Raw genomic sequence first — 12,554 nt, 5'->3', positions numbered from 1 at the left:
CCTGTGCGGACATCATTGCTCGAAGTCCGTGTCGGCGCCCTCCGAGAAGTCGGCCGACGGGCAGGGGCCGAAGCATTCCCTGCAGAATATGCAGTTATCCTCGTTTATCTGCACTTTTCCATTCTCCATATACATCGCCCCGGGCCTGCATCTCGTGGCGCACAGGCCGCATCCCACGCACTGTTCTGCGCGGACTACCGCTTGCCAGGCCTGGTGAACGCGTTTCCTTGCGTCACTCTCCACATTGGCCTTCGACGAGATCGCGCCCTCACGGTATATCGTAACGTAGTTTGCGGAGAGGTATTCGCCGTCGGGGTCCTCCTCGACCACCCAGCCGAGCGAGTGGCAGAACGGTTTGACCTTCTTCAGATCTATCGGCCTGGAAAGCGCGGCCTCTACGCTGTATCCCATGGAGCACGGCGAATATCCTTCTTGGATCTTGATCTTCAGCGGGCCACCGTCTCCCGACGTATTTTGTTTTACGATTTCGGAAACCTTTTTGCCTGTCACCCTCTCGATCTCCTCGCGTATGGACGCAGGGGCCGACTTCCATCTCCATAGGCCGAACTTTTTCCATTCGGGCGGTAGGCCGTGGTCCTCTGCATATTTATCCAAATATTCATCCCATTGTGTAAATCTTGCGCTTTTTCCCTCTATCGCATCGAACTCTGCAAGGTCCGATGCGGGGCAGAGGAAACATCCGATCCTGTCAAGCCCTCTGGTGTACCAGACGTTGAACGGTTCCTCTTTGCTGAAGATGTATAGCCATACGTGCATCGCGGACCAGTTCTGTATCGGCGACGCTCCGAGCTGCCCCGGTGTCCAGGGGTTCCTCCAAATGCGGGGCTTGGCGTTCCTGGCCTCGGATTCGTATTTTCTTTGTCCAATGAATGAGAGCACACCGTTCGGGAAGTTCTTGTTGATAGCTCCGACAGTAGGCCCGAGCTTGTTCGTCTTGCAGCACCATCTGTAGTCTTTTGCGGGAGGTCCGAAATACACGAGGTTCCCGAAGAAGGCATCGGTCGGAGCCTTTTCTTCGATAAGTTCCAGGTCGTGTCTTTTTACGGTATCGTGAACAAACAGAACGGTCTCGTCGAACTCTAGTCCGGTGTCGACGAAAAGCACAGGCAGTTTAAGCCCCGCGTCCAGTGTCAGGAGCAGACAGGCCTGGCTGTCCTTGCCGCCGGAGAAAGAGACAATGGCGGGAATCTGGTTCTTCTCAATCGTGTTCTTTATGAATCCGACAGCTTCTTCGACCCTTTTGCCTATAACTTCCCTGTTGGCTTCGACGACTTCTTTCCAATCATGCCTTGCAGGGCGCTGAAGCTTTTCTTCGGGTTTGTACCATCTCGGTTTGACGGCCACGCCTTTCCCTCCGACCATCTCCGAGGCCGGCATCTTGGCGCTGCCTGCAGCTATGACTTTGCCGTCCGCAGTAATTATGACGACCTCGTCGCCTGTTTTTACATCCGGATGTACGGAGTTAACGCCGGGGGCCATTAGGTTTTTGCTTTCCTGGACGAACTTGACGGCGCCGTCGTCGCAGATCACATACCCTTTGCTGAGGGTCCCTTCTAGGCGCATCGCGCCCTGCATCCTCAATATGCATTTCCATCCGGCGCCGAGGTCGAACCTCATGGTCGCTATGACTGTACCGTCGCATACGACCTCGTCCATGCGGTCGAGACCGGGTACTTTGTTAAGAATTACGATATGATCGTCAGGTATGACCGCGTTTCCCGAACCTTCTCCGTAGGTCGCATCGATTATTCCGCGTATTTTTTCGATGTCTTGGTCGAACGCTGGGCGTGAGTCTGCAGGCGGGGTCAGGACAACTTCATCCGTCTGAGAACCGCATACGGGACAGTTTTTGCTTTCCATTATCGGGAGGTTGCATCCCCCGCACCATCTGAGATGATTTTTACCAAGTCTCACGGCCGCCATGTATCTGCCCAGTACAGCGGACGTATTAATTTGCTTTTATTTTCCAGGTTCGATGAGCCCATCGTATGCAATTTCGGTCGTCGGCGCATTACTCGCGAAGCAGAGCTTTTTCTTTCTCGGGAAAAAGTCCGATCGATGAAGAAAACGAAGTGGTAGATCCTATGATCCGGTCTCGGGCAACATACATCGAAATAGCATACAAAATGCAATCAAACATCTTTCAGATGCCAGCAAGCTCGCGGTGAACCGAGGCCGAGACCGCAATCGATATCGACTTTGGCGAAATCTGAAACAATCATCGTCCATATGCGGCCCTAATGACACGCAATACAGGAGACAATCACTTTCTGAGCGTCACACGATGATTATAATTATAATACAATGTACATTATAATACATTAATGTACGCAATTTATTATACTACAACTCACTTGAAGGTTGTAAAAAATAGCGGGATACCTATGGAAAGCAACGCACCACAGTTGAGGAAACGATACGCGATACTGATTGCAGGAATGATAGTGCAACTATGTGCCGGGGTCATATACATGTGGGCGGTTTTCAAGGCACCCGTTGCCGAATATCTGGAAAGGTCTCCGGCCGACATAGCCCTTGTTTCGTCGGTGATGTTATCGGCATTCGTCATAGGGATACTCTTCGGAGGCATTCTGCAAGACAGGTTCGGGCCCAGATTCATTGCGGTCCTGGGCAGCCTCACGATGTCCGGCGGCATACTTCTGACGTCGTTCATAACCCCCGTTTCTGCGGACCTGATATTCCTGACGTACGGAATGATCGGCGGACTCGGGGTCGGTATCGTTTACTCCTGCACCGTGGCATGCGTACAGAAATGGTTCCCCGACAGGCGCGGTTTCGCCACGGGAGCGATGGTAGGGTCGTTCGGCTTCTCTCTAGTAATATTCTCGCCGCTGGCTAACAGTCTGCTCGCAGATGTGGGGGTGCCGGAGACGTTCATGATCTTCGGGTTGGCGTTCTTGGCAATATGCGTGGCCTCGTCCCTGATGCTGGCGAACCCGCCTGAGGGATACACGGTGCCCGGCGCTGTGGCAAAGAAGAACACCAATCAGAAGCAGTACACCCCACGGGAGATGCTCGGCACCCGCACATTCTATCTCATTTCGCTGTCGATGTTTTTCGTGCTCCCGGCGTACTTCATCCTGAACCCTCAGCTCATTACGCTTGCGACCGAGCGCGGTCTCGCAGATTATGCCGTCACGGGAGTGATGATAACCGGTCTTTTCAGCGCCACCGGGCGTCTTTTGATATCCTGGTTGTCTGACAGGATAGGCCGCACCTACGCTTTATTCCTGATAATATTCATGACTGCGGCGGGAATATTGATGATGATATTCGCGAACGGAATGATGTTCCTCGTATGCGTCGCCATAATTTCTTTAGCGTTCGGAGGCGCCTCAGGCACATACGCGGCCGTGACGGCGGACCACTTCGGAACCAAGAACATGGGCACGAACTATGGCCTGGTGACGCTGGGATTCGGAACTTCCGCGCTGATATTCCCCTTCCTTTCCAAGATACTTTCCAGCTCCGGCGATATGACGCCCGCGTTCGCAGTGGCGGCGGTCACGTGCGCGATAGCGTTCGTGTTGGTGCTTCTGCTGAGGATGGCCGATAAAAAAGCGACGCTCGCCGAAGGTGCATCGAACGTTAATGTTAATAGTTAAAAACGTCGTGCACTGGAAGAAGGTACCGCGATGAGGAAGATGATAAGGGCTTCGAGAAGGGCTATGGGCATGGACTACGCCATACGCGAGGTCAACGTCCCGGCAGAAGAGGCCCAAAAGGCTGGCAAGAAGATCATCGGCCTGAACATAGGGGATCCCAACAAATGGGATTTTCAGACCCCCGAATACTTCAAGGAGAAGCTGAGGCGCGCGGTGGACGAGACCGATAACGGATATGGGAACTCCCAGGGGAATCTCGACTTCAGGGAAGCGATCGTACAGCGTGAGTTCGAGAAGCACGGGGTCCGAATAACTTCCGACGACGTTTACGTCAGCGCGGGAGTCAGCGAAGGCATCAACGCCCTCATGGGCACGTTGCTGGAACCGGGTGACGAGGTCCTCGTCCCCGGGCCCGGATATCCTTCATATTCACAGTACATCGGATTCTATGAAGGCCGCACCGTTCCTTACAGGCAGATCGAGGAAGAAGAGTGGGCCCCGGACCTGGATATGATCCGCAAGAGGATCACCAACCGCACAAAGGCGCTGGTTATGATCAATCCCAACAACCCGACGGGCGCGGAGTACGAGGAGAAGGATATCAGGGAGATAGGCGACATCTGTGCGGAATACCAGATACCGCTCATATCCGACGAGATCTACGATAAATTGGCGTTCGACGGGGACTTTTTCTCTGCATCGAGACTTAAAAGCGACGTGCCGAGGATCATCATGAACGGGTTCTCGAAGGTGAACCTTATGCCCGGCTGGAGGGTCGGCTACTTCTACATCATGGACGACACCGGCCTTATGGACGAGATACGCGAGGGCGTGATGAAGCAGTTCCGTGCCCGCATATGCTCCAACGTCCCGTGCCAGGAGGCGGCCAAGGCATCGTTGCAGGGACCTCAGGACTATATCGAGGATATGAATCGCAAACTGAGGGCGCGCGCGGACTTCTCATACAAGAGGCTTAACGAGATAGACGGCATCGAGACCAGGAGGGCGCACGGTGCGCTGTACATGTTCCCGCATATCGACCTCAGGGGACGCTGGAAGTCCGACAAGGATTTCGTCCTCGACCTGATAAAGGAAGAGGGCGTGGTGCTGGTTCACGGATCGGGTTTCTGCAAAGAGTTCGGCAACGATCACTTCAGGACCATACTGCTGCCGCCCCTCGAGACGCTCGAGGAAGCCTATGACAAGCTGGAAAGGTTCATCAACAGGCATCAGTGAACAAAAACCAATGTCGCGGGAGATGTTCGAGATCGTCAGAACCGATGATCAGCGGTGTTTCGAGGTTTCGGGATTACATCGATGTTCGTCTCATGACCGGCCGTTCCGATCATGTTCATTCGTTTCTGTGTTTCAGGTTTACCCCGCTTCATGCGTGCGCCGATCGATACGCGTCCGGATATCGTCATTGTCGAGATCGATCCCGTCGCTGTTCCTTATTATATAGTGAATAAGCACCAAAATCCATACGGTCTTTGTTAAAATATCCGTGAAGCATACTGTGATCATGGACTTCATCGAGATAACCGAGAAAAGACAAAGTTGCCGTTCTTACGATCCGGCGAGGGCAGTAGAGAAGGAGAAGCTGGATGCATGTCTGGAAGCGGCGAGGCTCGCGCCTTCCGCATGCAACGCACAGCCATTCACCATGTATGCCGTAACGGGTGACAAATCGAAAGAGCTCTCGGACCACAAGAATTCGGGAATGGGCAAGTTCGTCGAAGATTGTCCTGCCTTTGTCATTTTTGTCGAAGACAGCTACAACGCTACGGCGAAGGCCGGATCCATGATAACGGGGCTGGATTACAGGTCGATAGACGTAGGGATAGCCTGCGCATATCTGACCGCAGAAGCTACAGAACAGGGCCTGGACACATGCATAATGGGGTATTTCAGCAACAAGAAGGTCCAGGAGATCATAGGGGCGAAGAAGAAGATAATGCTGGTCGTCGCTTTCGGGTACCGCAAGGCCGAAGATCCCCAGAGGCCCAAAAAGAGGAAGTCTTTGGACGAAATCGTTAAGAAGATGTGAGGCTCGTACCGACGGTCCCAAAACTTGGACATAATAGGTTTTCAAACCTCTTAAATCATCAACATTGGTACGATAATGCGGATGTCGGGTAACATTTCATACTTATAAGCGCCGTTAGTTGGGAGGTTTTAAATAACAGTCCATGCTAGAGCGGCTGAAATATACGGGTCCTTTGTTTTGCGGGCTTTTAATATTTAGGGATAAAGGATCATGATAGGTTTTGAAGATTTAGGTTTGGACGTAACACTTTTGAATGCAATTTCGGACATGGGCTGGACTCTGCCCACCCCGATACAGATCGAGGCGGTGCCCGCTGGACTGGCCGGACGCGACATATTCGCCCAGGCGCAGACCGGAACGGGGAAAACGGGAACTTACGCGCTCATAATCATGGCGCGCACCGAACCCGGGTCCAAAAAGCCGACATCGCTCGTTCTGGCCCCGACGAGAGAGCTCGCCACTCAGGTGGAGAACGAAATCTATAAGCTGTCAAAATACACAGGCCACAGGAGCATCTCCATATACGGGGGAGCAAGCATAAGCGATCAGACATATGGGCTCAGGAGGGGGGCCGACATAGTTGTAGGGACCCCCGGAAGGCTCAAAGACATGATCACACGCGGCGCTCTGGACCTTTCCGAGATAACCGAGGTCGTCCTCGACGAGGCGGACCGCATGCTAGACATGGGATTCGCCGATGAGCTCAACTTCATCATGGACGCCGTTCCAAAGGAAAAGCACACGCTGCTGTTCTCGGCCACTATGGCTGAAAGCATAAAGCGCATCGCTTTCAACAGGATGCAGGACCCGATGGAGATCAGCGTCTCCAGGGACGAGCCCGTATCGGACCTGGTCACTCAGTACTGGATCCCAATGTCCAGAGGGGCCAAGGCAGAGGTACTCGAACATATAGTCACGAACGGGTCCCCCAAAACCGTAGTCTTCTGTCAGACCAAGAGGATGGTCGATACACTCGCGGACGATATGTCTCATAAAATCACGGTCGGCACCCTTCACGGCGATATGCCCCAGGCCAAGAGGGAAAGGACCATACGCAGCTTCAGGAACAACCGCTTCCAGGTCCTCATAGCGACGGACGTCGCCGCAAGAGGCCTCGACATCAACAATATCGACCTCGTGGTGAACTTCGACGTCCCCATGGACTCCGAGAACTACCTTCACAGGATCGGAAGGACAGGACGTGCGGGAAAAGAAGGAGTAGCTGTATCTTTCGTAACGAAACAGGAAGAATACCACATAAGGCAATACGAAAGAGAGACTGGAAAGAGGATCCGTAAGGTCAGGGCGGACGAGATGCCATCCGCAGGCACAATGATCGTCGAGGATTACGTAAAAGCTCCCGCCAAGGCACAGAGGCAGTTCGCCGCCGCCCCGGTACCTGAAAAGAAGAAACCGATCAGGCCGGTAATCGCAACCACCGAAGACGGAAAGAAAATGGTGGTGCTGCAGATCAACCTGGGCCGCGATGACGGTTTCAGCAAGAATCAGATATTGGACCTCGTCAAACACGTGGGAAAGCTCGACGACAGCTTTATCGGAAACGTAGGGCTCGGAAGGTCGAAATCTTTCATCGAGATACGCGAGGACAGAAGCGACCGCACCATGGAGACCATGTCCGAATACCGTCACAAAAAGAAGGACGTCCTCATGGAACCGGCCGAGCAGAAGCCCAAGTATCAGGAAAACAAACCCAAAAAGGGCGACGGTCAGTACTGATCCCAAAACTCATTTACAATCTAATTTATGAAATGTGCCACGTGCACATTTCATAAGTTTTTAAGATATGTCCATCGAATTTTTCGGTGAAAAATAAGCGTCCGCCACAGGGAAAGTTCCCTATGGCATTGCTGTTTAAATTTTCTCAAGTCTCTGAAGCATCTTGACGACGGCGTCGACTGCGTCGCGCCCTTTCTCGATCCTGTCCATGGCCTGAAGCTGTGTCTCTCCCGGTCCGGAGATCCCGAGGGCGATGGGCTTGTTGTAGTCGAGCGAAAGGTCGGTGATCTTCCTCGCGGCCTGGGCTATGATCACCTGGTCGTGGTCCGTCTCGCCTTTGATCACTGCGCCGATGGTTATCACGGCGTCGATGTCTTTCTGCTCGGCGAGCTTCTTAACGGCCAACGGCATGTCGTAAACACCGGGGACGAATATCTCCTTGGTGATTTTCACTCCTAGGAACTCCGCCTCTGCTTTTGCCCTTTCAATCATCATTGACGTGACGTCGAAGTTGAACTCGGCGGCCACCATCCCTATCCTGTATTCTTTCATTTTTTCACCTCATCCTTGCGGATCCCGCGTCCTTGAATCCCTGTCTCTGGCCGGTGCCCGCCTGGGCGGTCAGCTTTTCCGGGTGGAAGAGTAGGTTGTACACGTTTATCGCATGCTCCCTCGTCCTCGCATCCGCCAGGGTGGCCAGCTCCCTGTCGTCTACAGCCTCGTCTATGTGGACGAAGACTTCGATTATGTGCTTGTTGGTCATCAGCTGCGTGCGTATCAGGCCGGTCGAGGCCTCATGGGCGCACATCTTATCCTTTTCCATGGGCCCAGGCATGCCGAGGGCCATCACAATATCGCATTTCTGCTCATCTATGAGCTTCTTGCATGCAACAGGCAGGTCTTTCACTCCGGGAACGGTGTACCTGACGATCCTGAATCCCGTACCGGTTCTCTCTAATTCATTGATCGCCGCTCTACCCATGTCATAACGGGCGAAAGTTGTGTCGGCAATACCTATAAGCTTCATAGCTCGCCCTCCATGGAGTTGATCCTGCTTATTATCCTGCGAGTGGCGGCCAGGTCTTCGGCGCATTCCGTGGCCCTGCATATCTTAATGCCGCTGAGCCCGTGGCTCTCCAGGCTCTTCGAAAGTTCCTTCTCGTCGAAATGCTGGTCGAAGCCAAGGACGATTATGTCGGGATCTATCTCGCGGACGGTCTCGAAGATATTTCCATCCTTTCCGACCACCGCCCGGTCCACAGGTTTCAGTGAACCTACTATGCGCACCCTCATTCCCTCGGGCGTGACCGGCTCGTGCTTCCTTCGCCTTACGGTGTTGTCGCATGCAACGACCACCACGAGCTCGTCCCCCATGGACCTGGCCTGTTCGAGGTATGATATGTGGCCGGTATGTATGATGTCGAATACTCCGGATGCCATGACTCTGGTCATCAGCAGTCGGCTCCGCTCTTTCTTTTGAAGTCTTCCCACCTGCCGAGGACCTGGTCGCCGGTTACGAATTCGATGTTATTGTCATCTGCGAACTTCATGACATCCTTCTTGGTCATCGACCTGCCGTCGTCCCCCATCATCTCGCATATGGTGGCTGAAGGATTGACGCCTGCCATGTACATCATGGCGGTGCAGAGTTCTGTGTGCCCCCTTCTGTTGGTGAGGATGTGTTCGGTCGCGTTCAGAAGATGGACGTGCCCCGGGGACCGGAACTCCTCTCCGATCTCCTTGGATATCTCGGATGCGGGCTTGTCCCGGAACAAGATTTCAGCGAATTTGGAGATAGTGAGCGCCCTGTCCCTGTCAGTTATTCCCGTGTATGTCTTCCGATGGTTAATCGTCACTCCGAAAGAAGACTTCGTATTGTCGTAAGGGATGTCGTCGGGGGCCATCGCCTTTAGGAGCGGGAACCTGTTCGAATCATCGAAATAGACGTCGGCCATATATGGGAGTCCGACGTCGCGCGCTTTTTCGAAGGGAGTGGTCGTGCAGATAAGTCCTCCGGCCCTTTTCCTCATCATCTGTACCGTCTCATAGGTTATGTATTGCGAGGCGACCGTCAGGTCGGACTCGCCTTCCCGGTCGTCGAAATCGTAGACAAGTATGACCTTGCCCTGCCTTATGTCATCCAGGGCCTTTTTGAAGTTCACTCAATCACCAGGGTCCTGCCAAGGCGACAGTATAAAAAAACTGTTGGTAATTTACCAGTAATTTAGTAGACGATAATTATCCGCATTATTCGGTGGAACGGATATGAATAACAGTTTAAATACGTGCATCGGCTGGTGCAATAGATGTCCGAAGGGAAGAATATACAGGGCACGATGATCTTCAAACACACCGCCAGTTTTCCGGAGCAGATAGAGGCGGCGCTCGATGAAGAGATGCCCCCTGTCCCGAAGGCAGAGAAGGTCTGCATATGCGGCATGGGGGCCTCTGCCCTCGCGGGCGAAATATTATCTGATTTTGCCGACGGTGTATCAAGGACGCCGCTTTTGGTGATCCGGAGGACCGAATTCCCGAAGTGGGTCGGGGAGGACACATGGATCATCCTCGTAAGCTACTCGGGGAACACGAAGGAGACGCTCATGGCTTATGATGAGGCCATTCGCTGCAACTGCAAAGTCATATGCGTCACATCCGGAGGAGACCTTTACTCCAGATGCCTCAGTCGCAAGGACATAGCGGTGACCCTGCCAGGCGGCATGCAGTCCCGCGTGGCGCTGGGGAGCATCATAGGCAGGCTTGCGTCTATCCTCGAGGAGATGGGCATATGCAAGGCGAAGACAGAGCTCAGAAAGATCGTCCCCGCGCTGAAGGCGGAGAGGGACAGGGTCGTGGAGAACGATTGCGAAGAAGCAAAAAAGATCGCAGACAAGCTGATCGATAAGATACCGGTCATATACAGTTTGGCGAATATGCGCTCATCCGCAATAAGGTGGAAGACCCAGATCAATGAGAATTCTAAGAACATATCTTTCTGCGGGTCGATCCCGGAGTTCAACCACAACGAGATCGTGGGGTGGACGGACGACAGGAACAACAACCGCAATTTCGTCCCCGTCGTTCTTTATGACGATAACGCATCGAAAATGGTAAAAAGTATGACTGACACATCCATCGGCATCCTTTTGGACAAAAAGCTGGACATCGTGACTTACCATGTAGAAGGTACCAGTAATCTTGAGAAAAACCTCAAGTGTATCATTCTCGGGGACATCGTGTCGATATGTCTAGCGGACCTCCGCAGCACGGATCCTACCACCGAAAAGCCACTCCGCGACGTCAGAGACCGTGCGGACATGCCCCAGTGATTACCAATCCTTTTTTACCGAGCAATGGTTACGAGGTAACGATAAAATGACCGCAGAGGATGCCAAATACATCAGAGAGCAGGTAATGAACCACAACAAATGGTTCGAAGAATCCATTCCGATGATAGCTTCCGAGAATCTCATGAGCCCTCTGGCCAAAGAGATGCTAATCTCGGATTTCGCCGACAGGTATGCCGAGGGGCTTCCCGGAAAACGCTACTATCAGGGCAACATCTACGTGGACAAGGTCGAGACCAAAGCCATGGAGCTTGCCAAAAATCTGTTCAAGGCCGATTTTGCCGACGTAAGGCCGATATCCGGTACGGTTGCCAACATGGCCGTTCTTTTCGCATTTGCAGAGCCGGGAGATACAATCACCACATGCGCGCTCGCACAGGGGGCGCACATTTCCACATGCGAGTTCGGAGCTTTCGGACAGAGGGCGGTCAACTCGGTCAACTATCCGTTCAACGAAGAGAACATGAATCTCGATGTCGACGGGACGATAAAGCTGCTCAAAGAAGTAAAACCCAAGGTGGCCCAGTTCGGCCTCTCCGTTTTCCTGTTCCCTCCGCCCCTCAAGGAGCTTGAGGACACTTTCAATGAGATCGGATGCCTCGTATGGGAGGACTGCGCGCACGTCCTAGGCCTCGTCGCAGGCGGACAGTTCCACGATCCTCTGAGAGAAGGGGTGAACATCATATCGTCGTCGACGCACAAGACGTTCCCCGGACCCAACCACGGGCTGCTCCTGGGATCGAATATGACCGAAGATCAGGAGAAGAAGCTTCAGAAGGCGGTTTTCCCCGGTGTCACGTCGAGCCACCACCTTCACGCCATGGCGGCGCTAGCCGTCACGCTTGCGGAGATGGAAGTTTTCGCTAAGGATTACGCCGCACAGGCATGCAAGAACTCCCGTCAGCTAGGCGAGTCCCTGTACGAACTCGGAATACCGGTCCTTTGCCCGGACCTAGGTTTCACCAGGTCCCATGCGATCGCCCTTGATGTTTCGGAGTTCGGAGGCGGAAAAGAATGCGCACAACTTCTGGAGGACGCTAATATCATCTGTAACAAGAACATGTTGCCCAGGGACACGAGCGCGGTTCGCCCGTCCGGCCTCAGGCTAGGTTCTCAGGAGATGACGCGTGTCGGCATGAAGGAAAGCGAGATGAAAGAGGTCGCCGAACTCATCGCCCGCGTGGTCAAGAAGAAGGAAGACCCCGCAAAGGTCAAGAAGGACGTCAAGGCGCTGAAGAAACAGTTCTCGAACATACAGTACTGTTTCAACGCCGGAGAACCTGCCTACGAGTACCGCAAACTTGTACCGTGATTCTCTTCTAAACTACTTGCCCGCGCACTGCGCGGGCCCCACACTTATTATAATTACACTTCGATTGCAACTCGGTGAGCAGACATGGGACTTATGGACAAAGTATCGGCCGGGATTAAGAACGTGGACAATAAGATCGGAGCGGATATCGACGAGAGCAAGTACAACTCCAAGATACGCGAGCTCCAGAAAGAGATCGAGGAAATGAAATCCAAGCTCGGAGACAGAATATACCAAGCGTTCCTTAAAGGAGAGACCTTCGACGTTAAGAAATGTTGTGGAAATATCAAGGCGAAGTACGCGGAGATAGATAAGACCGAGAAAGAAAAACAGGAAATGGTCGCCGGAGCGAAGGCCGAGCGTGAAAAGAATCGCAAGGAAGCCGAACGGAAGTAATGGCGATCGAACCAATTATGGCCGTCGATCCCCCGGCCACGATATTTTCCTATTTTAGGCATAACTAATTT

General features: G+C 53.2%; 12 protein-coding genes. 7 read left to right on the top strand and 5 right to left on the bottom strand.

Annotated features, from left to right (window positions below; translation table 11 throughout):
* Positions 1-12: 12 nt before the first annotated feature.
* Positions 13-1,944, bottom strand: a complete 1,932-nt coding sequence (locus VB016_05495; GenBank protein ID MEA4977984.1) for a phosphoadenosine phosphosulfate reductase family protein — start codon at positions 1,942-1,944, stop codon at positions 13-15.
* A gap of 461 nt (positions 1,945-2,405) precedes the next feature.
* On the opposite strand from VB016_05495, the gene VB016_05490 reads away from it, so the two are divergent.
* From VB016_05490 to VB016_05475, 4 genes are all read left to right on the top strand, one after another.
* Positions 2,406-3,647, top strand: a complete 1,242-nt coding sequence (locus VB016_05490) for an OFA family MFS transporter (GenBank protein MEA4977983.1) — start codon at positions 2,406-2,408, stop codon at positions 3,645-3,647.
* Positions 3,648-3,677: 30 nt separating this feature from the next.
* Positions 3,678-4,883 carry an aminotransferase class I/II-fold pyridoxal phosphate-dependent enzyme gene (locus VB016_05485; GenBank protein ID MEA4977982.1) on the top strand — a complete coding sequence of 402 codons (1,206 nt, stop codon included), beginning with the start codon at positions 3,678-3,680 and terminating at the stop codon, positions 4,881-4,883.
* Positions 4,884-5,169: 286 nt separating this feature from the next.
* Positions 5,170-5,694, top strand: a complete 525-nt coding sequence (locus tag VB016_05480; GenBank protein MEA4977981.1) for a nitroreductase family protein — start codon at positions 5,170-5,172, stop codon at positions 5,692-5,694.
* Positions 5,695-5,904: 210 nt separating this feature from the next.
* Complete coding sequence (locus VB016_05475; GenBank protein MEA4977980.1) at positions 5,905-7,431, top strand: DEAD/DEAH box helicase; 1,527 nt, start codon at positions 5,905-5,907, stop codon at positions 7,429-7,431.
* Positions 7,432-7,566: 135 nt separating this feature from the next.
* On the opposite strand, the gene ribH is transcribed toward VB016_05475, so the two are convergent.
* From ribH to ribB, 4 genes are read right to left on the bottom strand one after another with little or no spacing between them, the layout of a single operon-like run.
* Positions 7,567-7,983, bottom strand: a complete 417-nt coding sequence (gene ribH, locus VB016_05470) for a 6,7-dimethyl-8-ribityllumazine synthase (protein ID MEA4977979.1) — start codon at positions 7,981-7,983, stop codon at positions 7,567-7,569.
* Between the two features lie 4 nt (positions 7,984-7,987).
* The gene (gene ribC, locus VB016_05465) at positions 7,988-8,458 is read right to left on the bottom strand and encodes a riboflavin synthase (GenBank protein MEA4977978.1); all 471 of its coding nucleotides are present in this window, start codon (positions 8,456-8,458) and stop codon (positions 7,988-7,990) included.
* Positions 8,455-8,883: an adenylyltransferase/cytidyltransferase family protein gene (locus VB016_05460; protein ID MEA4977977.1), complete on the bottom strand. Its 429-nt coding sequence runs from the start codon at positions 8,881-8,883 to the stop codon at positions 8,455-8,457. The genes ribC and VB016_05460 overlap by 4 nt, the downstream gene beginning before the upstream one ends.
* Positions 8,883-9,593, bottom strand: a complete 711-nt coding sequence (gene ribB / locus VB016_05455; GenBank protein MEA4977976.1) for a 3,4-dihydroxy-2-butanone-4-phosphate synthase — start codon at positions 9,591-9,593, stop codon at positions 8,883-8,885. The genes VB016_05460 and ribB overlap by 1 nt, the downstream gene beginning before the upstream one ends.
* Positions 9,594-9,737: 144 nt before the next feature.
* Between ribB and VB016_05450 the strand changes: the two genes are divergently transcribed.
* The 3 genes from VB016_05450 (at position 9,738) to VB016_05440 (ending at position 12,483) form a co-directional block, all read left to right on the top strand.
* Positions 9,738-10,757 carry a bifunctional phosphoglucose/phosphomannose isomerase gene (locus VB016_05450; protein ID MEA4977975.1) on the top strand — a complete coding sequence of 340 codons (1,020 nt, stop codon included), beginning with the start codon at positions 9,738-9,740 and terminating at the stop codon, positions 10,755-10,757.
* 46 nt (positions 10,758-10,803) lie between these two features.
* Entirely contained in the window at positions 10,804-12,087 is a 1,284-nt protein-coding gene (gene glyA, locus VB016_05445; protein ID MEA4977974.1) for a serine hydroxymethyltransferase, read from the top strand.
* An 84-nt stretch (positions 12,088-12,171) separates the two neighbouring features.
* Positions 12,172-12,483, top strand: coding sequence for a hypothetical protein (locus VB016_05440; GenBank protein MEA4977973.1), 312 nt, complete (start codon positions 12,172-12,174; stop codon positions 12,481-12,483).
* Positions 12,484-12,554: the final 71 nt, after the last annotated feature.

The organism is Methanomassiliicoccaceae archaeon, from assembly GCA_034928305.1.
Lineage (GTDB): Archaea > Thermoplasmatota > Thermoplasmata > Methanomassiliicoccales > Methanomethylophilaceae > VadinCA11.
The sequence above is the reverse complement of the archived record's forward strand: the minus strand, read 5'-3'. Positions and strand labels throughout refer to the sequence as shown.

Excerpts from the sequence above, each read along its gene's own strand:
- VB016_05440 (MEA4977973.1), top strand. The coding sequence starts at position 12,172 with ATGGGACTTATGGACAAAGTATCGGCCGGGATTAAGAACGTGGACAAT.
- VB016_05480 (MEA4977981.1), top strand. The coding sequence starts at position 5,170 with ATGGACTTCATCGAGATAACCGAGAAAAGACAAAGTTGCCGTTCTTAC.
- glyA (MEA4977974.1), top strand. The coding sequence starts at position 10,804 with ATGACCGCAGAGGATGCCAAATACATCAGAGAGCAGGTAATGAACCAC.
- VB016_05485 (MEA4977982.1), top strand. The coding sequence starts at position 3,678 with ATGAGGAAGATGATAAGGGCTTCGAGAAGGGCTATGGGCATGGACTAC.
- VB016_05450 (MEA4977975.1), top strand. The coding sequence starts at position 9,738 with ATGTCCGAAGGGAAGAATATACAGGGCACGATGATCTTCAAACACACC.
- VB016_05490 (MEA4977983.1), top strand. The coding sequence starts at position 2,406 with ATGGAAAGCAACGCACCACAGTTGAGGAAACGATACGCGATACTGATT.
- VB016_05475 (MEA4977980.1), top strand. The coding sequence starts at position 5,905 with ATGATAGGTTTTGAAGATTTAGGTTTGGACGTAACACTTTTGAATGCA.
- VB016_05460 (MEA4977977.1), bottom strand. The coding sequence starts at position 8,883 with ATGACCAGAGTCATGGCATCCGGAGTATTCGACATCATACATACCGGC.
- ribH (MEA4977979.1), bottom strand. The coding sequence starts at position 7,983 with ATGAAAGAATACAGGATAGGGATGGTGGCCGCCGAGTTCAACTTCGAC.
- ribC (MEA4977978.1), bottom strand. The coding sequence starts at position 8,458 with ATGAAGCTTATAGGTATTGCCGACACAACTTTCGCCCGTTATGACATG.
- VB016_05495 (MEA4977984.1), bottom strand. The coding sequence starts at position 1,944 with ATGGCGGCCGTGAGACTTGGTAAAAATCATCTCAGATGGTGCGGGGGA.